Raw genomic sequence first — 23,746 nt, 5'->3', positions numbered from 1 at the left:
CCCGCCGCATGGTGTCGAATCTCTACAGCGAAAGGGAAAAGTTCAGCGATCTCAGTATGCTGGATCCGCTCACCGGCCTGTACAACCGCCGTGGTTTGCAGAACAAGCTGGAAACCCTCTTTAATCAGGCTTCCGGCCATTACGTGATGCTGCTCGATATCGATCACTTCAAAGCCTACAACGACAATTACGGCCACAGCATGGGCGATCAGGCGCTGGTGCGCGTTTCTGCCGCCATTCGTGACGCCGTACGTTCGCGGGATGTGGTCGTTCGTTATGGCGGAGAAGAGTTTCTGGTGCTGATGTCGAACGTGAAGCAGGAACACGCAATCCGGATGGCAGAACGCATTCAGAATAAGGTTCTGGGCCTGAATATCCCGCATTTGTTTAACGCACAGGTCTCGACTCACGTTACCGTCAGCGCCGGGTTAGCTGCGCTGGAAGAGGGCGATTTTATTAGTGCCTTGGGCAACGCTGACGCCTCACTGTATAAAGCCAAAAATAGCGGGCGTAATAAAATATTTTATGCATGGGAAGAGAATAATGAGCGCCACGAAATCGCTGAAGAAAAATTAGCCTGATAATTGCCGGAAAGTAGCATTGATAACAGCGCGCTCATTGTTATTATTTTTGCCAGCGGTAATGATGCTGCCGCCCTGTTCGATAATAAAGTGCGCTCATTCATTATCACTGCATAATCATTCAACTTTCGGCCTGATTAATGGTTCAGGCTGAAAGTTAAACAGCTTGTTTACCTTATTGAATGTTACAAAACCCTGTTACCCGCCTGACTGAACGCCCTGCTTAAATAACCCTTTCATTTTGTAAATCCCCACAAAAATAAGATGTATAAAAATAATCCTAATCCCGACGTTGTTTTCTCATCGCCCCCACAGAATATTGCTTTTTCCCGCCAGGTTTTATGTTACAAAACCCGTCTACTTTATTGTTTTAACGCCATTATTTAGCCTGTTTCAAAATTTGTGAACTCTCTCACGCCCACCTTCCGGCGAGTGCCAGAGGCTATTTTCCCGTGGCACTGACCGGAAGGCTCCCTGATCGAACACTTCTTACACTGTTGCCCACCCGCCGTACTGACTTCTGACGGATCAGCGTGTTACGGCAGGCTTATTCACCTCATTACCACTCTGTTTCTCTACATAACAAAAGGTCCGGTGTATGAACAGTTCGATAGTTTTAGGGATTATCTGGCATCTGATAGGAGCGGCCAGCGCAGCCTGCTTCTATGCACCTTTCAAGCAAGTGAAAAGCTGGTCCTGGGAGACCATGTGGTCGCTGGGCGGTTTCTTTTCCTGGATTATTTTACCGTGGGCGGTGAGCTACGTACTTCTGCCCGATTTCTGGGCGTATTACGGCTCGTTCAGCTTTGCCACCCTGCTGCCGGTTTTCCTGTTCGGCGCGATGTGGGGCATCGGGAACATCAACTACGGCCTCACGATGCGCTATCTCGGGATGTCGCTGGGGATAGGCATCGCCATCGGGATCACCCTGATTATCGGCACGCTGATGACCCCGGTCCTGCAAGGCAAAATCGGTATGCTGTTCGGTACCGCCGGTGGCCGGTTAACGTTGCTCGGCGTGCTTGTGGCGGTGATTGGCGTGGCGATTGTCAGTTATGCGGGTTATCTGAAAGAGAAAGCGCTGGGGATTCAGGCGGAAGAATTTAACCTGAAAAAAGGGCTGATTCTGGCGGTGATGTGCGGGATTTTCTCCGCCGGGATGTCGTTTGCGATGAGTGCAGCGGTGCCGATGCACGACGCAGCACGCGCACTGGGCATCGACCCGCTCTACGTTGCCCTCCCAAGTTATGTAGTGATCATGGGCGGCGGCGCTCTCGTCAACCTCGGTTTTTGCATCATCCGTCTTGCGACACGAAAAAACCTTTCATTCAGGGCAGACATGTCCGTGGCGAAATCTCTGCTGGTGGCCAATATCCTGTTCTCCATCCTGGGCGGCACCATGTGGTATCTGCAATTCTTCTTTTACGCCTGGGGACACGCGAGCATTCCCATCGAATACGACTACATGAGCTGGATGTTGCACATGAGTTTCTACGTGCTGTGTGGCGGGATCATCGGTCTTGTTCTGAAAGAATGGGCGGGCGTCGGCAGAAAACCGGTTCGCATTCTCTGCCTAGGTGCGCTGGTGATTATTCTGGCTGCCAATATCGTCGGGCTGGGAATGGCACTCTGATTTTTCCACCGTAAACCCTGGCGGCAGAGCGTGCTTTGCCGTTATCAATCCGCCGCAATCAGCGAAAAAGGCTGCGGCGGCGTCTTTTTGGCCTGAGCAATAAACCGCTGCCGGTAATCCCTCGGGGAAACACCGTACGCACGGTTGAACACCACGGAAAAATAATTACTGTCGTCAAAGCCGCATTCGGCGGCCACGTCACCAATCGCCTTGTTGCCATAACGCAGCAAACTCATTGCCCGGCACAACCTGAGCTGGCGTAAATAGTTCATCACGCTTAGCCCGGTGTGTTGCTTGAATAACGCGCGCAGGCTGCGGGGATTCAACTGATGTTGCTGACAAAACGTCTCCAGATGGAACGGTTCGGCAATGCCTGCCCGCAGCGCCATAAGCAATAAATCCAGCTGATGTGCGTCGGGCAACACACCGCTGTCTGGCCGGTGCCGGAAGCGCAGCAAGAGCAGCGCCAGCTGCATCAGCAACGCTTCGCTCAGCTGAACAGACAGCGGCTCGGATTTCATACACTCCTTCGCCAGCTCATCCACTTTATCGCGCAAAACGGACATCCCGAGCGTGCTCAGCCGCCAGTAACGCTGTTCCTGGCTGGCATTTTCTCCCGGCAATAATTGCGCCCAGTCGGCTTCCAGCCGGAAACGTTCGCGGCAAAACAGCACATTATCGAGCGCCAGTTCATTGGCCGATTCATAGCTGTGCCGGTCTCTGGCGTTGATGTAAAACAGGTCGCCGCAGGTAATGGGATAGGGAATATCGTTCCAGATATGCATACCGTTGCCACGCCAGACGATCACCAGTTCATCGAAATCGTGGTCATGGGTGGGGAAATCCGCCTGCGGATGGCGCTCTTCTACCACCACCGAGTTCATCCCGGTCAGAAAGAGGTCATTTTTATTGAGTCTTAAAGACATAGCAGCAATCCCATACCCGTTTGACGGCAAGATAAACGAGGCGGCTCAGGCAAAAACCTGAGCGCACGAGAGGCACCGCTTAACGTAGCTGATCACGCATGAGTTTTGGCGACACCGAAAATTCCCGACGGAACTGCGTCGAGAAATGGTTACTGTCACTGAACCCGCAGGCATAAGCGATATCCGTAATGCTCTGATCGCTGTGATGTAAACGACGGCGGGCTTCCAGCAGGCGCAGGCGGTTGAGATACCGCTGCGGCGTCATGCCGGTGTAATGCTTCATCTGCCGGTGCAGCGTGCGCAGCGCCAGCGAAAAACGTTCTGCGGCCTCGGTCCAGTTAACGTCCTCACTGTAATGTGACTGGAGCCATTGCAAAAGTTGGTTAACCTTGTTTTCCGAGGTATCTCGCAATTGTGGCTGAAAACAGTCCTGATAAAGCAGGATCAGCAACTGTAAAAACAGGCTTTCGCGCGTGGCGATGTGTTCCATTTCCACACTGGCGGGCAGCGCTTCCAGCTGCGCGATACAGTTCAGAACCTGATGCAACACGCACGGGCTGAGCTGCCAGTGGATCTGCGACTGATAGTGATGCTCCTGTGGCAGAAAATGGCCGACATCCTGAATAAAGCGAAACGCTTTTGGCGAACGGAAAAGCACATTGGTCAGCCGCAGGTTATCCACGTTTTCAAACAAATGATGATCGCTGGCGCGGACAAAACACACCGTTCCGGCGGTCAGGGTATACGGATTGTCATTAAAGATGTGCACGCCCGATCCGCTTTCCACCAGCATAATCTCGTGGAAATCGTGGTAATGCTCCGGGAAAACGTCTTGCGGCAGACGCCGCTCAACCGTCACAGTCAGCTCAGGTGCCGCAAAATAATCATCACCCTTCAGTAACGTCATTTATCGCCTCCGGTTCAGGAAATCATGATGCTTCGGAAAACAACCCTACCCTGCGCGTGCCGTTCTTGCCTTCAAACGGCGGCGTGAAAAACGTCATAAACGGTCAGATTTTTAAGATTCACCCCACCACGCAACAGATCTGCGGCGAAGATCACAGTCGCCCGCCCCGCCCGCATCCCCGTTTGCAAAACCTCGCCAGCGCCAGCTTTCGGCTGATCTGTGATCTGCCTCGCATCTACCTTTTTAATGCTGCCATCCCGTCAAAACCGATGGCAATCACCGGAAGGTGACCCCGCAACGCCTCCCTTACACTGGCCGCATATTCAATAAGGAATGGCCGCTATGAGAACTCACCATCTTGCCGCTATTGACCTCGGCGCTTCCAGCGGCCGGGTAATGCTGGCGACGTTTACCCGCCACGATGCAGACCCGGCAGCAACGCTGACGCTGAAAGAAATTCACCGTTTTCCCAATAACCTGATGCACGTAGACGGTCACGAAACCTGGGATCTTGATGCGCTTGAAAAGCACATTCTCGAGGGGCTGAACCGCCTGGATGCGTCGGGCATTCAGCTCGACGGTATCGGCATTGATACCTGGGGCGTGGATTATGTCCTGATCGACGAATACGGCCAGCGTGTAGGGTTGCCCGTTTCCTACCGCGACAACCGCACCGAAGGCGTCATGGCGCGGATGGAGCAACAGCTGAGCCGCGAAGCGATTTACCAGAAAACTGGCATCCAGTTTATGCCGTTTAATACGCTCTATCAGTTGCGTGCACTGAGCGAACAGCATCCTGAGGTCGTAGAAAAAGCCGCGCATCTGCTGATGATCCCGGATTATTTCCTTTACCGTCTTACCGGCAAGCTGAATCAGGAATACACCAACGCCAGCACCACGCAGATGCTGAATATTTCCACCGGCGACTGGGATGAAGATCTGCTGAAACTGGCAGGCGTACCGCGTCAATGGCTGACAAAACCGAGCCAGCCCGGCCATTCTCCCGGCCTGTGGCACAGCCCGCGCGGCCGCAGCGTACCCGTTTTCAGTGTCGCCACGCATGACACCGCCAGCGCAGTCGTGGCCGCGCCGCTCACCGGCACGCACAGCGCCTATATCAGTTCCGGCACCTGGTCGCTGATGGGCATCGAAAGCCCGAAAGCGTTCAATCACGCCGGCGCGATGCACGACAATGTCACTAATGAAGGCGGCATCAACGGCAGCTACCGCGTACTGAGCAATATTATGGGGTTATGGCTGTTCCAGCGCGTCTGCCGCGAACTGAATATTCAGGATCTGCCTTCATTAATTACGCTGGCCAAAAACGTCCCGCCGTTCACCTATCTGATTAACCCGAATGAAGACCGCTTTATCAATCCGCCGTCAATGGTCGATGCCATCCGCGAAGCCTGCGGGCAGGCGGGAGAACCGGTTCCGATCTCACCGGCTGAACTGGCGCGCTGTATTTTCGACAGTCTTGCCATGTTGTACCGGCAGGTGGCCGTTCAGCTGGCGAAGCTGCAAGGCGAGCCGCTTCGCGACATTCACATTGTCGGTGGTGGCAGCCAGAACCAGTTCCTGAACCAGCTTTGCGCAGACACCTGTCAGGTAAACGTCAGCGCCGGGCCGGTTGAAGCCTCCACGCTTGGCAATATCGGCTGCCAGCTGATGGCCCTTGATGCCGTAAAAGATGCCGCTGAATTTCGTCGCATAGTCGCCACGAATTTCGAACAACGCCATTACCTCCCCCGTATTCACGAGGATTTCCCAATTCACTGGCGCCGTTTTCAGGCGCTCTGTCACGCCAATGAGGAGCTCGCAGTATGACTTCATCTATCGATCACGCATGGACGCTAGCCAAAGAACGTTTTGCCCAGCTGGGCATTGATGCCGAAGCCGCAATCAAACAACTCGATTCCCTGCCGGTTTCCATTCATTGCTGGCAGGGGGATGACGTCGCGGGTTTTGAAAATCCGGAAGGCGGGCTGACCGGCGGTATTCAGGCGACCGGCAATTACCCCGGCAAAGCGCGGAATGCACAACAGCTGCGGGCGGATTTAGAACTGGCGATCTCAATGATCCCCGGCCCTAATCGCCTGAATCTGCATGCTATTTATCTGGAATCCGATAATCCGGTTCCGCGCAATGAAATCGAACCGAAGCATTTCACCGGCTGGGTCGACTGGGCGAAGAAAAACAAACTGGGTCTGGACTTTAACCCGTCCTGTTTCTCGCATCCGATGAGCGCGGACGGCTTCACGCTCTCCAGCGCTAATCCGGAAATCCGCCAGTTTTGGATTGAACATTGTCAGGCCAGCCGTCGCGTTTCCGCCTCCTTTGGTCGCGCGCTGGGCACGCCTTCCGTCATGAATATCTGGGTTCCGGACGGCATGAAAGATGTCACCGTGGATCGTCTGGCACCGCGCCAGCGCCTGATGAGTGCGCTCGACGAAGTAATTGCCGAGAAGTTTGATATCACCGAACACATCGACGCCGTCGAAAGCAAACTTTTCGGCATCGGCTCTGAAAGCTACACCGTCGGCTCCAACGAATTCTATCTGGGCTACGCCGCCAGCCGCGGCACCGCGCTGTGCCTCGATGCCGGGCATTTCCATCCGACCGAAGTGATCTCCGACAAAATCTCGGCCGCCATGTTGTATGTGCCGCGCCTGCTGCTGCACGTCAGCCGTCCGGTGCGCTGGGACAGCGACCACGTCGTGCTGCTGGATGACGAAACGCAGGCCATCGCCAGCGAAATCGTGCGCCATAACCTGTTCAACCGCGTGCATATCGGGCTGGATTTCTTCGACGCTTCCATCAACCGCATCGCCGCCTGGGTTATTGGCACCCGCAACATGAAAAAAGCCTTGCTGAAAGCGCTGCTGGAACCGACCGACCTGCTGAAAAAACTGGAAGTCGAAGGCGATTACACCGGCCGCCTGGCCCTGCTGGAAGAACAAAAATCGCTGCCGTGGCAGGCCGTCTGGGACATGTATTGCCAGCGTCACGACGTGCCGGTCGGCGCTCAGTGGCTGGATACCGTTCGTCATTACGAAACCAGCGTGCTGGCAAAACGCTGATTATCGAATAATTTATGGCTGAAAAGCATTCACCTTATTCGCAGGAAAGAACTGATGAAAACATTATTTAGCGCGTGGTTTGTACAGGGCATGGTCAAAGCGACCACCGATATGTGGCTGAAAGGCTGGGACGAGCGCAACGGCGGCAACGTCAGTATGCGTCTGCTACCGGAAGATGTGGCACCGTACAAAAATGATTTTTACGCCCAGCCGCGTCAGGTTGAACTGACCCAGCACGCGCCGGATCTGGCTAACGAATATTTCATTGTGACCGGCTCCGGCAAATTCTTCCGCAATGTGCAGCTCGCCCCTGCCGAAGCGCTGACCGTTATTCAGCTCGATGACAAAGGCGCCAGCTACAAAATCCTCTGGGGCCTGACCGCGGGCGGCCTGCCGACGTCAGAACTGGCCTCCCATCTGCAATCACACGCTGTGCGTAAACGCGTCACAAACGGGCAGGATCGCGTGATCATGCACTGCCACGCCACCAACCTGATTGCGCTGACCTATGTGCTCGAACCCGACAGCGCGAAAATCACCCGCAAGCTGTGGGAATGCAGCACCGAATGTCTGGTGGTCTTCCCCGACGGCGTGGGCATTGTGCCGTGGATGGTCCCGGGCACCGACGGCATCGGCGCAGCCACTTCCGACCGGATGCAACATCACAGCCTGGTGCTGTGGGCCTTCCACGGGATCTTCGGCTGCGGCCCGACGCTTGATGACGCCTTTGGTCTGATCGACACCGCGGAAAAATCAGCGGAAATACTGGTGAAAGTGATTTCAATGGGTGGGATGAAACAGACGATCCAAACCGACGAGCTGATTGCGCTGGCTAAACGTTTTGACGTCACACCTTTTGAGGCCGCTTTAAAAGCCTGAACCGGCCATTAAGGCTCCCACTTATTAAAAACCCGGCACAGGAACGACGGAAAGTTTCCTGTCGCCGGGACCGGCGCAGATCAGGAGCCGCGCGGTCAGGATATTGATTTTAAATAAAATATGAGAGGGAATTTTATGAGTTTCATGCTTGCTCTTCCAAAAATCAGCCTCCACGGCCAGGGCGCGATCAGCGATATGGTTGCGATGCTGGCGACAAAACAACCGGGCAAAGCGCTGATCGTCACTGACGGTCAGCTGGTCGAGTTAGGTCTGCTCGATGGCCTGTTCTCCGCACTGAAAGCCGCCGGACTGCCGTATGCGTTATACGGCGGCGTGGTGCCTAATCCGACTTCCGCACACGTAGACGAAGGTTTCCGTCAGTATCAGGAAAATCATTGCGATTACCTGATTGGTTTCGGCGGCGGCAGCCCGATTGATACCGCAAAAGGCATCAAAATTCTGACAGCCAATCCGGGGCCGGTGACGATTTATTCCGGCGTCGGCAAAGTGACGAAACCGGGCGTATTTCTGGTGGCGGTCAACACCACGGCCGGTACCGCTGCGGAACTGACCAGTAATGCGGTGATCATCGACAGCCAGCGTCAGGTAAAAGAAGTCATTATCGATGCGAATCTCATCCCGGATATCGCGGTGGACGATCCGTCGATTATGCTGAAGATCCCCGCAGACGTTACCGCAGCCACCGGTATGGACGCCCTGACGCACGCCATCGAAGCCTATGTTTCTGTCGGCGCGCATCCGCTGACCGATCCGACGGCGCTGGCGGCGATCTCGACCATTACCCGTTGGCTGCCAGAAGCGGTGGATCATGGCGATAATATTGAAGCGCGCGAGAAAATGGCGCAGGGACAATATCTGGCCGGGATGGCGTTTAACAGCGCCGGGCTGGGATTAGTGCATGCGCTGGCGCATCAGCCAGGCGCGACGCACAACCTGCCGCACGGCGTCTGTAATGCCATTCTGCTGCCGGTCGTGGAAGAATTTAACCGTGCTTCCGCCCCGCATCGTTTTGCCGATATCGCACGCGCCATGGGCGTGAATACGCAGGGCATCAGCGAAACGCAGGCCAGCATTGCGGCGATTAAAGCGATCCGTGATTTGTCGGCGAGAGTGGGAATTCCATCAGGATTCAGAGCATTAGGCATAGTCGAAGCCGACATTGAAGGCTGGCTCGACAAAGCGCTGGCTGACCCTTGCGCGCCGTGCAACCCGGGAACCGCTACGCGCGAAGAAGTGCGCGAGCTTTACATGAAAGCGATGTGACTTCTTTTCTCCTCCCCCTTCGCAGGGGAGGGAGAAAACCAAACCAGGAGAATTCGAATGATCCGTAAATCCTTCGTTATGCAGGTCAACCCGAATGCGCATGCGGAATATCAGCGGCGGCATACACCGATCTGGCCGGAACTGGCGGAGACCCTGAAAGCACACGGCGCGCACCACTACAGCATTTTTCTCGATGAAAAACGTAACCTGCTGTTCGGGTATGTGGAGATTGAATCAGAAGAAAGATGGAACGCCGTGGCGAAGACGGAAATCTGCCAGCAATGGTGGAAGCATATGGCAGACGTGATGCCTGCCAATGCCGATAACAGCCCGATCAGCAGCGATCTTAAGCCGGTCTTTTACCTCGATTAACCCGCTGTTCCCCGCTTTTTCCCTGCGCGGCAGACTGACCGTTTTTCCCCTGAGCCGGTCTGGCCGCCGCCGGTTTTTTCCCTGCACGGAATTCGGTGGATTTACCTTTTCCGGTCGCCGGATTTTGCGCTTTGGATCCGGTGAAACGCGTCGCGGCCGGTTTGTCTTTCCCGGAACGTGATGGCGTAAATTTCGGATCAAAGCCGTCCGGAGGCACCAGGCAATCCGGGCGGATGCCGATCAGGCGGCGCATACCCATCGCCCTCAGCGCTTCGCGGATCACCGGCCAGTTCACCGGATCGTGATAACGCAGCAACGCTTTATGCAAGCGACGCTGACGATCGCCTTTCGGCACCACCACGTCCTCACTTTTGTAATCCACTTTCCCGAGCGGATTTTTGCCGCTGTAATACATGGTGGTCGCGCTGGCGAGCGGTGACGGATAGAAGTTCTGCACCTGATCCAGCCGGAAGCGGTTCTTCTTAAGCCACAGCGCCAGATTGATCATATCTTCCGTTCGCGTCCCCGGATGGGCAGAGATGAAATACGGGATCAGATACTGCTCTTTTCCGGCCTGTTTGGAATAGCTGTCGAACAGCTCTTTGAACCGGTAATAACTGCCCATTCCCGGTTTCATCATTTTCGACAACGGCCCGGTTTCGGTGTGCTCCGGCGCAATTTTCAGATAACCGCCGACGTGATGTTCGGCCAGCTCTTTGATATAACGCGGATCTTCCACCGCCAGGTCATAACGCACGCCGGACGCAATCAGGATTTTCTTGATGCCTTTCAGGCTGCGCGTGCGGCGGTAGAGATTGATGGTCGGCTCATGGTTGGTGTCCATGTGCGTACAGATTTCAGGATAAACGCAGGATGCGCGTCGGCAGCTTTGTTCGGCTTTTGGCGACTGGCAGCGCAGCATATACATGTTTGCCGTCGGGCCACCAAGATCGGAAATCACGCCGGTAAAGCCGGGCACGCTGTCGCGGATCTCTTCGATTTCGCGCACGATCGACTCTTCCGAACGGCTCTGAATGATCCGCCCTTCATGTTCAGTGATCGAGCAAAACGCGCAACCGCCGTAGCAACCACGCATGATGTTGATCGAAAAACGGATCATGTCATACGCCGGGATCGCGGATTTGCCGTAAGAAGGATGCGGCACGCGCTGGAAAGGCAGGCCAAACACTTCGTCCATTTCTTCCGTGGACAGCGGGATCGCCGGAGGATTAATCCACACATAGCGATCGCCGTGTTTTTGCATCAGCGCCCGCGCACAACCCGGGTTAGTTTCGTGGTGCAAAATACGCGAGGTATGGGCGTACAGCACTTTGTCGCCCTTCACTTTTTCGAACGACGGCAGCAGAACGTAGGTTTTCTCCCACGGCTTCGGCTTTGGCGCACGAACGGTAATCGGCTGCGGCGCATCCGGCGCAGGAAGTTCCCCTTCGGAGCAGGGTAAATCCTCGCCGTACGGGTTCATGATCGGCTCAATTTTACCGGGCTTATCGAGCCGCGTGGAATCCACCCCGCTCCAGCCAATCAGCGCAGTTTTGCGCATCACGGCGGTATTTCGCACGTCGTGAATATCTGCAATCGACTCGCCCGCCGCCAGCCGGTGCGCCACTTCCACCAGAGGTCGCTCGCCGTTGCCGTAAATCAGCATGTCAGCTTTGGAATCCACCAGCACCGAACGGCGCACGGTATCGGACCAGTAATCGTAATGCGCGATACGCCGCAAACTGGCTTCAATACCGCCGAGTAAAACCGGCACATCGCTGTAGGCTTCTTTGCAGCGCTGCGTGTACACCAGCGTTGCGCGATCGGGGCGTTTGCCGCCGACATTGCCCGGCGTGTAAGCATCGTCATGGCGCAATTTCCGGTCAGCGGTGTAACGGTTGATCATCGAATCCATATTTCCGACGGTCACGCCGTAAAACAGGTTCGGCTTCCCGAGCCGCATAAAATCGTCTTTATTGGTCCAGTCCGGCTGCGCGATGATCCCCACGCGAAACCCCTGCGCTTCCAGCATGCGGCCGATGATCGCCATCCCGAAACTCGGGTGATCGACATACGCATCGCCGGTCACCACGATCACATCGCAACTGTCCCAGCCAAGTTCATCCATCTCCGCCCGTGTCATCGGGAAAAACGGCGCTGTACCGTAGCATTCGGCCCAGTAGCGCGGGTAAGAAAACAATGTGCGATCAGGTTGGATCAGGCTGATTGGCATTAGGAGGTTCTTCGTTCGACGGCAAATAATTGGCCGCAAATTATACGGGGGCTAAAATTTCGACGGGCGGGCAAATCACTCAGATTTGATTTAGATCAGTTTTTGTTTTTGTGTACGAAATAAGGCCTGCGGGGATCAGGAGATCCTGACGGGTAAAATGATCACGCTTGCCATTCAGCGATAACTGATGGGAATTCACCCCTGGCGAACCCGGTTTGTAGCTGTAAGCCATGTCAAAAGCCGGAGCAAGTTTCCATTGAAAATCTTCATTCAAAATAAAACCGAAGTTCTTTGTGTGGTCATCATGATTTCGGGCGACGATGTTAAATACCCTCCGGCGATACAACTCTAAAGGATCACTTTTGCTCTGACGCAGCACCCGCATGAGTGAGAAAAATTGCTCGTAGCTGTCTGCTTATAATCCGCATGATCCATTGCGCAAAGCGACTGATAATGAATTTTACGGTTGCCGTCCCTGTCGAAGCATTTCGTCATAAAATTAGTCGAGTTTATTTTGATAAGGGATACCTAAAAGACCCTAACGTCATAAATAGACACTTAAAGGTCATAATAATGACCCTATAAAAAAGGCCTGCTGGTTTCCCCGCAGGCCTTTTGTTTTTATGACTTCTCAACGCAATGACAACGTTATTTCTTCGCCAGTGCCTCGAACACTTTTTCGACGGCGACCGCGCCCGGATCTTTCACGCCTTTCAGGCTGTTGCTGTTGAGATATGAAGAACGACCGGCATTGGCTTTTTTCATGCTGGCGGTGTCTTTTGCACCTTTGGCCGCAGCTTTAGCAGCGCCCTTCAGCGCCTCTTTTTTGCCTAATGCTTCCAGCGCAGGTTGCAGCGCGTCGATCATCGTGCGATCGCCGAGATCGGCGCCGCCATAATGTTTCATCCGCTCCAGGCCAAACAGCAGCGCTTTCGGCAGCTTCTCGCCTTCCGCCACCTTTTTGCCCGCCGCCGTGAAGAAGATCGACATCAGTACACCGCTGGATCCGCCCATCACGACGGCCAGACGATCGCCGACGACGCCGAGGAGATCGGCCACATTGTTCAGCGGCAGTTTTTTTCCTTTGTTCTGTTTCTGAATATCCCGCGCACCGCTGGCAAACGTTGAACCGGTATCGCCGTCGCCGACTTTGGCATCCAGCTTGTTCAGTTCATCTTCGAGGTCAGAAAGCGTCTGCGTGATGGTTTCGACAATTTTGCCGACCGCCGCATTAGACGAGGCTTTCGCGACTTTCTTCTCGCTGATCTTCTTACCTTTTTTGGTCGCCAGTTTTTCCAGTTTCACCAGCGGCTGCCAGCCGGACGCTTCAACTTCTGCCAGCAATGCTTCTTCGATGCCGCCTTTGAGCGCAATCACCGAGAGTGAGAAACCTTTCATATCCAGCGCGCTGACCAGCGACGCCGGGCCAATCAGATAACGGATTGAACCGCCGAGCGCGGAATGCACCAGCTCTTTAGTCAGCTGATTCATCTCCAGCGGCGAAACGCCACCGAGGTTGTTGACCAGCACTGCCAGTTTGTCGCTTTTCTTCACATGTTCCTGAAGTTTTCCGACCAGCGTATCAATCACTTTTTTGCTGTTCTGGGTTTTCATGGTCGATACGCCCGGTTCGCCGTGAATGCCCAAACCCAGCTCAACGTGGCCGGACTCAATGCGCTGTTCTTCTTCATCTTCCCCGCCGCCGGGCAGGTTACAACCGGCTGCCGCCACGCCGATACTGGCCGTCGCATCAATAGCCTGTTGGGCAATTTTGGTCACTTCTTTCAGGGATTTGCCCTGTTCGGCCGCATAACCGGCAATCTTGTGAACCAGCGCCGTGCCCGCAATGCCACGCGGCTGTTTGTTATCTGGCAGGGAAATGTCATCAGACACCATCACCAGTTCGACGTTGTATCCCATGCCTTTGGCTTTTTCTGCCGCAAGACCAAAGTTGAGACGGTCGCCAGTGTAGTTTTTGACAATCAGCAGGCAGCCCGATTTCCCGGTCACCGCAACAATGGCGTTGAGCACCGCGTCAACGCTCGGCGAAGCAAACACTTCGCCACACACTGCCGCCGTCAGCATCCCTTTACCGACAAAACCGACGTGCGCCGGTTCATGTCCGGAACCGCCGCCGGAAATCAGCGCGACTTTTTTCTTATCCCAGTCGCGCCGCACGACCACGCGGATTGCAGGATCAATGTCCAGCTTCGCCAGATTTTTGTAGGGAGAGGTCAGGATCACCCCTTCGATCACATCGTTAATCAGAGTCTTGCGGTCATTCATAAAAAATTTAGACATGCAGAGCTTTTCCTTTTAACTGTTTTCCAGGTGTGGAGAGGTAATGAAAAAGTATAGATAACCAAAAACATAACACAGGGAAAATGCGCGAAGGGAGCGGGAAAGGCGGTTTCCCGCCTTTTCAGAAATGAGGTAAAAAGAGGATTAATTACAGGCTAAAACTTTAATCGCCAGACCACCTGTGGACGTTTCACGGTACTTCGAGTTCATGTCTTTGCCGGTTTCGTACATGGTTTCGATGACTTTATCGAGGCAAACGCGCGGCTCGCTGGTACGGCGAAGCGCCATGCGCGAGGCGTTAACGGCTTTCACCGCTGAAATCGCATTTCGTTCAATGCACGGCACCTGAACCTGTCCGGCCAGCGGATCGCAGGTCAGCCCGAGATGGTGCTCCATCGCGATTTCTGCCGCCATAAAGACCTGCGCGGTGCTGCCACCCAGAAGCTCGGTCAGACCCGCCGCCGCCATGGAACAGGCCACGCCGACTTCGCCCTGACAACCGACTTCGGCACCGGAAATCGACGCATTCATTTTGAACAAAATGCCGACGGCGCCCGACGCGAGGAAGAAACGGCTGTAGGAATCGGGACTGATCGGGCGGATAAACTGATCGTAATACGTCAGAACGGCCGGAATAATCCCGCACGCGCCGTTGGTCGGCGCAGTCACTACACGGCCACCTGCAGCATTTTCTTCATTCACCGCCATGGCGTACATGTTGATCCAGTCAACGACGCCCATCGGATCGACGTTATTTTTATCCTGCGTGACCAGAATGCGACGCAGAGCCGCTGCACGACGGTTGATTTTCATCGGACCGGGCAATAACCCTTCCGTATGAATTCCGCGGGTGATCCCTTCACTCATCACATTCCAGATGGCAGCAAAGTGATCGCTGATTTCGTGACGGGTATGTCCCGCCAGTTCGTTTTTCAGCATCAGCGCCGACAACGACAGGCCGGTTTCCGTGCAATGTTTTTGCAGATCGCTGGCCGAACGGAACGGGTACGGACGCACGACAGGGTTTTCGTCCTGTACGCCAAATTTGCTGGCTTCGACAATAAAACCGCCGCCAATAGAATAGTAGGTCCGGGTATACAGCAGTTCATCGCCATTAAAAGCGCTGATGGACATGCCATTTTCATGCAAGGGCAAATTGCTGGTGTGGAAATTCATGCCGGAACCGGCCGGGAAATCCACTTCTTTCGCTCCTTTGCCCAGCATCAGACGACCGGAAGTTTCCACCTCGTGTATAAAACCGGGGATCGCATCGATATCAACGTCATCCGGCATGTTGCCGGCCAGCCCCATAATGATAGCCAGATCAGTATGATGACCTTTACCGGTCAAAGATAAAGATCCGTAAACATCCACAGCAACGCGGGTTGTCTGGTCAATATGGCCTGAAGAGATAAGTTCATCAGTGAATATTTTCCCGGCTTTCATCGGGCCGACAGTATGCGAACTGGAAGGACCAATACCAATTTTGAAAATATCGAAGACGCTGATCACGATAGACTCCATGTCTGAATAGGATTAAGGAATAAATAAAGATGACGGTGGATAAAACCGAAGCAGTGAGCGGAATAACACCCGCTCACCGGATATTACGATTGAATGAATTAATCCATCAGACTAAATACAATGGCAGACATGGCAATCAACCCCATAATAACCACGAACGCATTACTGATATGACCGCTGTATTTTTTCATCGCGGGTACTTTGCGAATGGCATACATCGGCATCAGGAATAACAGCATCGCAATAATCGGGCCACCCAGCGTTTCAATCATTCCTAAAATACTTGGGTTCAGCGTTGCGACTAACCAGGTGGTTAATAACATGAAGATACAGGTATAACGGTTCAGCGCTGGCAGAGGAATTGTTTTTCCTTTGCTGCGCAGAGATTTAATCACCATACCGTTAAAACCTTCACGCGCGCCCAGATAATGACCGAGGAAAGATTTAGTAATCGCAATAAAGGCAATAAATGGCGCGATATAAGCAATCACCGGGTTAGAGAAATGGTTAGCTAAATAAGACAGAATGGAAACGTTCTGTGCTTTTGCTTCCATCAGGTTTTCCGGAGACAGACTCAGGACGCAGCTGAAGACGAAGAACATCACCGTCAGCACCATCATGATGTGGCTAAATGCCAGAATACGGGAGCATTTTTTCTCAGCATCTTCGCCGTACTCTTTACGTTTTGCGACAGCAAAAGAAGAGATGATCGGGGAATGGTTGAAGGAGAACACCATCACCGGAATGACCAGCCAGAGCGTCATCAACATGCCATGACCCACGCCGTTACCGGACAGAGACACGTTTTCAAATACCGACGTATTCCAGTTAGGAATAAGGTACAGCGCCAGTGCCATCAGCACGGCAACAAACGGGAAGACCAGAATGCTCATCGCTTTCACGATCATTTCCTGCCCGAAATGTACCAGCGTCATTAAGCCGAGGATCAGAACCAATGACAGCAACGCACGCGGTGGCGCATTCATGTGCATCTGGTGAGTAATAAAACTCTCAACCGTATTGGTAATGGCCACGCTGTAAACTAAAAGGATGGGATAAATCGCGAAGAAATAAAGCAGGGTAATTAACTTACCGGCTGAAATACCGAAATGCTCTTCAACAACTTCCGTAATATCTTCGCCCGCATTCTTACCGGATAATACAAAGCGTGTTAATCCACGGTGAGCAAAGAAAGTCATTGGGAAGGCAAGAATTGCCATGATGATTAACGGAATTAAACCGCCAATCCCTGCATTAATAGGAAGAAATAGAACACCTGCACCAATTGCCGTTCCGTAGAGGCCTAACATCCACATGGTGTCAGTTTTACGCCAGGAACTTACCGATTTTTTAGACAGCGTCCCGATTGTTGTATTATCCATGATTCCTCAGTACCTAATTATAAAAATAATTCCGTTTTCCCCAGGAATGGTTGATGTTTTTTTACTGCACCCGTCATCAAAAAAACCACCCTGACGGATAAAACATACCATTAATGCGGGCATGATACCTATCAGCAGCATAAAAATCTGGGGAACAACCTGGCTTTGAGATCATGATCACGAATAACTAAATATTTCCGCCTGATATTCCTTTAAATTCAAAATCATTAACATTTCCTGCAATTTTAATTCATCAATTAGTGATTCCGATAACATTTATTTTTTGTCATATTTTGTTATCCACGTGACTATTATTTAAATAACGGTTGAATTGCCAGCAAAGTGTATTATTTATCGCCGTTTCTGGCAGCTCTGAACTGACTAAAAAACAAACAGCTTTCGCACCCAAATCATTACCCCTGCTTCAGGATGCGCCATTTGCCTGCCTTGTGTAAAAATTTCGAAACAAAGCAGGCGGCGTAACAAGTTGAAAAATTTCTTACTGACGCTTTCAGAACTCATGCCGATAAAGTTATTCTTATTCCGGAGAAATAATTTCAACCGGAAGAAAACGCTGAGCGACTCAATGGGAAAAGCCCGAACTCTTTTTTGCCTGTCAGTGAAGACTCATTCCCGCCGTTTTTTGAAGGCTGTGTATGGCTTTGCGCTGCTGACATTGCTTCTGGCCGTTCCGCTGGCGCCCGGTGTGGCAGAAACCGGTGATGCGGCCACGAACGCCGCCGTCGCGCAGACGGTCAACGGCATTCTCAGCTATTCGCGCTGGCCTGACGGCACCACCTCCTCGGCGCTGACGCTGTGCATCATTCCGCCGGTAAAATATGCCGCGCAATTAACGCCGGACGGCAGCGCATTTTCCGGCAGATCCCTTAAGGTTTTAACCCTTCCGATAGACAGCCCGCTGCTAACGTCGGAGTGCAACGCCATTTATTCCGGCAGTACAACCGCCGCACAACAGACAGATTTACACCAGCGCCTGGAAGGGCATTCGATTTTGACCATTGGCGAGCAGGATGATGCCTGCGCATTACTGAACGCATTTTGTCTGGTGATTACAGCTCAGCACACCGGTTTTAAATTGAATCTGGATACGCTGTCCCGCAGCGGCGTACGGGTTAATCCCGCCGTATTACAACTTGCCAGGGAAAAGGAGTGACCATGGAAAATAAAATTCCTGTTCCTGACACAGAACAGCAGAGCCCGCGCACGACGTTAAGCGCAGCTCTGAACAGAATCCATGTGATTGTTATTGTGACGGCGATTGGTCTGGCAGGCTTTTTACTCACCCTGCTGGCCCTGATCGCTTTGCGTTCGCATGCCCAAAGCAAGCTTGAGCTGACGGCGCGCGCGATTGGCTACACCACGGAAGCGGCGCTGGTCTTTAACGATCCGGCGGCCGCACACGACTCGCTGGAGTTCATCGCCAAACGCGGTGATTTTACGCAGGCAAAAATCCTGACGCCTGCCGGTGCGACATTCACGGAGTGGCAGCGCCCGATTAACACTAACTGGGACAAGCTCGGCCAGTTCGTCGGGCACCTCGCTTTCCCGGAGCCGATTACCACGCAGGTGATCCACTCCGGTTCCGTCATTGGCACCATCTGGCTCGCCGGTAACGGCACCAGCCTGATTGGTTTCCTGCTGGAAACCGTGCTTAGCCTGCTGGGTTGTCTGGTGCTGACGGCGCTGGTCGCGCTGTATTTTTCGCGCCGGATGCAGAAAGGGATTGTCAATGCGCTGGGCCATATTACGCACGTTACGCACGAAGTGAGCGCTAACCGCTCTTTCAATCTGCGCGTACCCTCCGCCCCGATTGTCGAGCTCCATACGCTGAGCCAGGACTTCAACAGCCTGCTGACCGAGCTGGAAGCCTGGGAAAACCACATGCGCAACGAAAACAGTTCGCTGACGCAAAAAGCGTTGCACGATGGATTGACGGGTCTGCATAATCGCGCGTTCTTTATTGATACCCTAAATCAGTGCTTCAACCCGATGCGTCCGCCTCTGTCGCTGGCTCTGCTGTTTATTGATGTCGATAACTTTAAAGAGATCAATGACACGCTGGGGCATGCCGCCGGGGACCGTGTGCTGATGGTGATCGGCGAACGGCTGGCAAAAACGCTGCGTCAGGGCGATGTGCTGGCGCGTCTGGGGGGCGATGAGTTTGCTATCCTGCTCGATCCGATGATTTCCACGGCGGAAGCCGTGGCCTTCGCCGAGCGGATTGTCGACATCATGAAAACACCGGTGATCCTGCTCAATAACAAGACACTGGATGTTTCCCTGAGTATCGGTATTGCGTTGTCGCCTTCGCAGGCGAACAGCGCGAAAGAACTGCTCGAAAAAGCCGACGAAGCGATGTATCGCTCGAAAAAGATATCCGGCAGTTGCTGGCATGTTTCTTCAGGAATGCCGCTTCCTGTCGTGATGAAAGACTAAAAGGAGTTAACACACATGCATAATAACAATCGTTTCAAAACCTGGTGCCGGTATGCCGGAATGGCACTTTGCATTATTTTCCTGGCGGCCTGCCAGGCCAAACCGGTGACCGGATTAACCCCGGAACAAATCGCTGTTCTGCAAAAAAATGGCTTCACCCAAACGGATGCCGGCTGGGAACTAGGCCTGGATGCCAAAGTTCTGTTTGGCAATAATCAGGACAAACTTTCCGCTGAAAGTAAGCAGTCGGTGGAAAAGCTGGCGGGCGAACTTTTGCACGTAGGCCTGAACAAAGTGAACCTCGACGGCCATACCGATAACTACGGCGACGCCAGCTACAACAACGACCTGTCGCTGCGCCGCGCCAATACCGTTGCCGCCGCCTTTGCCGACGCCGGAATGCCGCGCGCCAATATCCATACCCGTGGATTAGGACAGAGCCAGCCCGTTGCCAGCAATAAAACACAGGCCGGGCGCGCGCAGAACCGCCGGGTTTCTGTGATTATCGTGGTGTAATTTAGAGTAATCCCACCAGATGCAGCGCGGCCTTGCAGTTATCCGTACGTCGCCAGGCCAGCGCTATCTGCGTGGTTAATGTCTGCCCTGCCAGGGGCAGACAGCGTACGTGAGTCTCATCAATTTTACTGAGCGACGCCGGAACCAGCGCATAACCAAATCCTGTTGCCACCATACTCAGCGACGACGTAATTTGCGGACATTGCTGCCCGTAGCGCGGCGTAAAACCGGCCTCTTCACACGCCTGCGTCACCGCGTCGTACAACCCCGGCGATAAATCCCGCGGAAAAGTGATCAGCGTATCGTGGCGCAGCGCCGCCAGACGCACCTCTTTCTCCTGGCTGAGCGGATGCTTTTTCGGCAGCGCCACCATCATTTCTTCGATATCCAGCACCTTAAAACTGAAGTCTTTACTGCGTTCGCAAGGCAGGCGGATAAACGCCGCGTCCAGCGCGCCCTCACCCATTGCAGTCATCAGCCCCGCCATATCCTTTTCCTGCGGCTCAAGCACGATGCCCGGATATTTATCCCGGAACCGATGCAGAAGCGCAAAAACCTGCGGGTTAAAAGCCGTGGATGTGGCGAAGCCGATACGCAATGTCCCGTTCATTCCGCGCGCCACAGCACGGGTACGTTCAAGGGCGGCATCGGTGAGTTTGATGATCGTCTGAGCGTCGTCGTAGAGCACTTTTCCGGCTTCGGTCAGCTCGACGCCACGGGTCAGGCGCTTGAGTAAAGGGGTTCCGATTTCATGTTCGAGCCGCTGGATTTGCTGGCTCAATGGAGGCTGGGAAATCCCCAGTTGTTCGGCAGCACGGGTGAAGTGGCCCGTCTCTGCTACCGCGACAAAATAGCGCAGATGACGAAGTTCCATATCAAAAACGTCTCAAAGTGAACACCTCGTCATATTGGAACTTCTGGCTGAATCGCGTCAACCTTTAATCAGATAAGTTAATCATTCGACCGGAGCTTCCTGCATGAAAACCCATTCTGATTCCTGTTCCTGCGTTGCCGAACTCGCCCGCACCGCCTCGGCGTTTACCCAAAGATATACCGACCGCGTGTTGTACCAGTCATCCCTGATGAGTGCCCTGCTCAGCGGCGTCTACGAGGGCGAAACCACCATGGCCGACCTGCTGGAACACGGCGATTTTGGCCTCGGCACTTTTAACCATCTCGACGGAGAACTGATTGCTTTTAACAGCAATATCTTCCAGTTGCGTGGCGACGGCAGCGCACGACGCGCCCTGCCCGAACAAAAAACCCCGTTTGCGGTGATGACATTCTTTAATCCTACGAATGAATACCTGATTGAAAAACCGCATACCCGCGAGCAGATCCACGCGGTGATTGACAGCGCCGTGGCCAGCCAGAACACCTTCTGTGCGCTGCGCATTGACGGTGAATTCAGCCGGGTGGAGACGCGCACCGTGCCGGAACAAAAGCGCCCGTATAAACCGATGCTGGAAGCCATCGAGGCCCAGCCAACCTTTCACATCGAGCACAGCCAGGGCGTGCTGATTGGTTTTCTGACCCCGGCGTATATGCAGGGCATCAATGTGGCGGGCTATCACGAACACTTTATTAATCAGGAACGCAGCAGCGGCGGCCACGTTCTGGATTATCAGGTTGAGAGCGGCGTGCTCACGTTCGGCACCGTTGAAAAGCTGCTGATCGACTTCCCGCAGGACAGCGATTTCCTGCATGCCGATTTAAATCCCGATGATTTAAACGATGCGATTCAGTCCGTTGAGAGTTAACAGCCCGCAGGTAAAAGGAAAACACCATGAAAAACTCAGACCCTAAAATCGAATGGAAATGCGGCGCAGATCTGGTGGTCGCACAGCTTGAAGCGCAGGGCGTAAAACACGTCTTCGGCATTCCCGGCGCAAAAATCGACCGCGTATTTGATTCCCTGATCGACTCCACCATCACCACCATTCCGGTTCGCCACGAAGCCAACGCCGCCTTTATGGCCGGTGCCGTCGGCCGCCTGACCGGCAAAGCGGGCGTCGCGCTGGTGACATCCGGCCCCGGCTGCTCCAACCTCATCACCGGCGTTGCCACAGCGACATCAGAAGGCGATCCGCTGGTCGCACTCGGCGGCGCGGTAAAACGTGCCGACCACGTAAAACAGGTTCACCAGACGATGGATACCGTCGCGATGTTCCGCCCGGTAACCAAATATTCTGCGGAAGTGACCTCGTCTTCCGCGCTGGCCGAAGTGATGGCAAACGGCTTTCGCGCCGCCGAATTCGGGCGTCCGGGCGCAGCGTTCATCAGCCTGCCGATGGACATCGTCAACGAACCCGCCAGCGGCAAACTGCTGACATCACAGCCGCCCGTTCTGGGCAGCGCGCCGCACGACGCCATTTTGCAGGTCGCGCGTCTGTTAAAACAGGCCAAAAACCCGGTTCTGCTGCTCGGCCTGATGGCCAGCCAGCCGCGTAATGCGGCGGCAATCCGACGTCTGCTGCATAAAAGCGATTTGCCGGTCACCAGCACCTATCAGGCCGCCGGTGTTATCGACCAGGCGTCGTTCCACCGGTTCGCCGGGCGCGTGGGTTTATTCAATAATCAGGCCGGTGACCGCCTGCTGCGCAATGCCGATTTAGTGATCACCATCGGCTACAGCCCGGTCGAGTACGAACCGGCGCAGTGGAATAACGAGAATGCTGAACTGGTGCATATCGACGTGATGCCCGCCGAAACGGACAGCGAGTACCTGCCGGATGTCGAACTGGTGGGCGACATCGCCGACACGCTCGATCTGCTGACCGAACAAATCCAGCAGCATTTCGTGCTAAGCACCTCGTCCATCGCGATTCTGGAAGACCGCCGCCAGCAACGCGAGCTGCTGGATCAGAAAGGCCGGAGCCTGAACCAGTTCGCCATCCACCCGCTGCGGCTGGTGCGCGCAATGCAGGACATCGTCAACAGCGACGTCACGTTATGCGTCGATATGGGCAGTTTCCACATCTGGATCGCCCGTTACCTTTACAGCTTCCGCGCGCGTCAGGTGCTGATTTCCAACGGCCAGCAAACCATGGGCGTCGCGCTGCCGTGGGCGATTGGCGCGGCGCTGGTCGATCCCGGCCGCAAAGTGGTGTCCGTTTCCGGCGACGGCGGCTTTATGCAATCGAGCATGGAACTGGAAACCGCCGTCCGGCTGGGCGTGAATTTGCTGCACATCATCTGGGTGGATGAGGCTTACAACATGGTCGCCATCCAGGAGGAGAAAAAATATCAGCGCACCTCCGGCATCCAGTTCGGCCCGATTGATTTCAAAGCCTACGCCGACGCATTCGGCGCCAAAGGTTTCGCCGTCACCTCCGCAGAAACCCTGGAAAGCACCCTCCGCGCCGCGATGGACGTACAAGGCCCCGCCGTCGTTGCCGTCCCGGTGGACTACAGTGACAATGCGTTGCTGATGGGACAACTGGAGATGGGGGCGATGTTTTAGGGGGATTCAAATGATGGCAAGGCGCAGAAATGTGAAAAAATTAAAAAAAACAATAAGTTACATGAAAAATAAATAAAATTATTTAACATAAAATAATTTAACTCTTGCTATAGTTTTTCTAAAAAAATACTTTGAACAGGCTTTGTTGAATAAATCGGATTTAGATAAAAGCTCCCCTCGTCGCTGACTTTCTCAGGCAATCCTTACG

General features: G+C 53.9%; 19 protein-coding genes and 1 pseudogene. 12 read left to right on the top strand and 8 right to left on the bottom strand.

Features of this window, described 5'->3' with window-relative positions; translation table 11 throughout:
- Positions 1-581, top strand: a 581-nt coding sequence (locus tag J8X26_RS21725; protein WP_208951933.1) for a GGDEF domain-containing protein, incomplete at its 5' end; no start/stop codon positions are given.
- A gap of 598 nt (positions 582-1,179) precedes the next feature.
- Positions 1,180-2,214: an L-rhamnose/proton symporter RhaT gene (gene rhaT / locus J8X26_RS21720; RefSeq protein ID WP_208951932.1), complete on the top strand. Its 1,035-nt coding sequence runs from the start codon at positions 1,180-1,182 to the stop codon at positions 2,212-2,214.
- A 44-nt stretch (positions 2,215-2,258) separates the two neighbouring features.
- On the opposite strand, the gene rhaR is transcribed toward rhaT, so the two are convergent.
- Entirely contained in the window at positions 2,259-3,140 is an 882-nt protein-coding gene (gene rhaR, locus J8X26_RS21715; RefSeq protein ID WP_152325219.1) for an HTH-type transcriptional activator RhaR, read from the bottom strand.
- A 79-nt stretch (positions 3,141-3,219) separates the two neighbouring features.
- Positions 3,220-4,047 (bottom strand): HTH-type transcriptional activator RhaS, encoded by an 828-nt coding sequence (rhaS, locus tag J8X26_RS21710; protein WP_152325220.1) that lies wholly within the window; start codon positions 4,045-4,047, stop codon positions 3,220-3,222.
- A 342-nt stretch (positions 4,048-4,389) separates the two neighbouring features.
- Between rhaS and rhaB the strand changes: the two genes are divergently transcribed.
- From rhaB to rhaM, 5 genes are all read left to right on the top strand, one after another.
- A complete protein-coding gene (gene rhaB, locus J8X26_RS21705) occupies positions 4,390-5,874 on the top strand; it encodes a rhamnulokinase (protein ID WP_208951931.1) in 1,485 nt (494 codons plus the stop codon).
- Entirely contained in the window at positions 5,871-7,127 is a 1,257-nt protein-coding gene (locus tag J8X26_RS21700) for an L-rhamnose isomerase (RefSeq protein WP_152325222.1), read from the top strand. The genes rhaB and J8X26_RS21700 overlap by 4 nt, the downstream gene beginning before the upstream one ends.
- A gap of 54 nt (positions 7,128-7,181) precedes the next feature.
- On the top strand, positions 7,182-8,006 hold the full coding sequence (gene rhaD / locus J8X26_RS21695; protein ID WP_165058925.1) for a rhamnulose-1-phosphate aldolase: 825 nt from the start codon (positions 7,182-7,184) through the stop codon (positions 8,004-8,006).
- A 135-nt stretch (positions 8,007-8,141) separates the two neighbouring features.
- Positions 8,142-9,290 (top strand): lactaldehyde reductase, encoded by a 1,149-nt coding sequence (gene fucO, locus J8X26_RS21690; RefSeq protein WP_152325224.1) that lies wholly within the window; start codon positions 8,142-8,144, stop codon positions 9,288-9,290.
- Positions 9,291-9,347: 57 nt separating this feature from the next.
- Complete coding sequence (gene rhaM / locus J8X26_RS21685; protein WP_152325225.1) at positions 9,348-9,662, top strand: L-rhamnose mutarotase; 315 nt, start codon at positions 9,348-9,350, stop codon at positions 9,660-9,662.
- Here rhaM and J8X26_RS21680 read toward each other — a convergent pair.
- The 5 genes and pseudogenes from J8X26_RS21680 to J8X26_RS21660 all read right to left on the bottom strand — a co-directional run bounded on the left by J8X26_RS21680 (position 9,637) and on the right by J8X26_RS21660 (position 17,102).
- Complete coding sequence (locus J8X26_RS21680) at positions 9,637-11,895, bottom strand: YgiQ family radical SAM protein (RefSeq protein WP_208951930.1); 2,259 nt, start codon at positions 11,893-11,895, stop codon at positions 9,637-9,639. The two genes, rhaM and J8X26_RS21680, sit on opposite strands and share 26 nt — an antisense overlap.
- A 79-nt stretch (positions 11,896-11,974) precedes the next feature.
- Positions 11,975-12,292, bottom strand: a pseudogene (locus J8X26_RS21675) (HipA domain-containing protein); the annotation flags it as partial.
- Between the two features lie 251 nt (positions 12,293-12,543).
- Positions 12,544-14,196 (bottom strand): dihydroxyacetone kinase subunit DhaK, encoded by a 1,653-nt coding sequence (locus J8X26_RS21670; protein ID WP_208951928.1) that lies wholly within the window; start codon positions 14,194-14,196, stop codon positions 12,544-12,546.
- Positions 14,197-14,340: 144 nt separating this feature from the next.
- Positions 14,341-15,708 (bottom strand): L-serine ammonia-lyase, encoded by a 1,368-nt coding sequence (locus tag J8X26_RS21665; RefSeq protein ID WP_152325228.1) that lies wholly within the window; start codon positions 15,706-15,708, stop codon positions 14,341-14,343.
- A 110-nt stretch (positions 15,709-15,818) separates the two neighbouring features.
- Complete coding sequence (locus tag J8X26_RS21660) at positions 15,819-17,102, bottom strand: HAAAP family serine/threonine permease (RefSeq protein ID WP_208951927.1); 1,284 nt, start codon at positions 17,100-17,102, stop codon at positions 15,819-15,821.
- Between the two features lie 586 nt (positions 17,103-17,688).
- Between J8X26_RS21660 and J8X26_RS21655 the strand changes: the two genes are divergently transcribed.
- The 3 genes from J8X26_RS21655 to J8X26_RS21645 are packed head-to-tail and all read left to right on the top strand — an operon-like array spanning position 17,689 to position 20,075.
- Positions 17,689-18,276 carry a YfiR family protein gene (locus tag J8X26_RS21655; RefSeq protein ID WP_244370783.1) on the top strand — a complete coding sequence of 196 codons (588 nt, stop codon included), beginning with the start codon at positions 17,689-17,691 and terminating at the stop codon, positions 18,274-18,276.
- A 2-nt stretch (positions 18,277-18,278) separates the two neighbouring features.
- Positions 18,279-19,559 carry a diguanylate cyclase domain-containing protein gene (locus J8X26_RS21650; RefSeq protein ID WP_208951926.1) on the top strand — a complete coding sequence of 427 codons (1,281 nt, stop codon included), beginning with the start codon at positions 18,279-18,281 and terminating at the stop codon, positions 19,557-19,559.
- Positions 19,560-19,574: 15 nt separating this feature from the next.
- On the top strand, positions 19,575-20,075 hold the full coding sequence (locus J8X26_RS21645) for an OmpA family protein (RefSeq protein ID WP_208951925.1): 501 nt from the start codon (positions 19,575-19,577) through the stop codon (positions 20,073-20,075).
- Position 20,076: 1 nt separating this feature from the next.
- Here the strand turns inward: J8X26_RS21645 and J8X26_RS21640 are convergent, their stop codons facing one another.
- Positions 20,077-20,949, bottom strand: a complete 873-nt coding sequence (locus tag J8X26_RS21640) for a LysR family transcriptional regulator (RefSeq protein WP_152325232.1) — start codon at positions 20,947-20,949, stop codon at positions 20,077-20,079.
- 103 nt (positions 20,950-21,052) lie between these two features.
- On the opposite strand from J8X26_RS21640, the gene budA reads away from it, so the two are divergent.
- Together budA and alsS are read left to right on the top strand one after the other, a co-directional pair.
- Positions 21,053-21,835 carry an acetolactate decarboxylase gene (gene budA / locus J8X26_RS21635; RefSeq protein ID WP_208951924.1) on the top strand — a complete coding sequence of 261 codons (783 nt, stop codon included), beginning with the start codon at positions 21,053-21,055 and terminating at the stop codon, positions 21,833-21,835.
- Positions 21,836-21,861: 26 nt separating this feature from the next.
- Complete coding sequence (gene alsS / locus J8X26_RS21630) at positions 21,862-23,538, top strand: acetolactate synthase AlsS (protein ID WP_208951923.1); 1,677 nt, start codon at positions 21,862-21,864, stop codon at positions 23,536-23,538.
- The last annotated feature ends 208 nt before the right edge of the window (positions 23,539-23,746 follow it).

Origin of the sequence: Rahnella sp. ChDrAdgB13 (genome assembly GCF_017655185.1) — a bacterium.
Lineage (GTDB): Bacteria > Pseudomonadota > Gammaproteobacteria > Enterobacterales > Enterobacteriaceae > Rahnella > Rahnella contaminans.
This window is presented reverse-complemented; position numbering and strand designations above follow the sequence as displayed.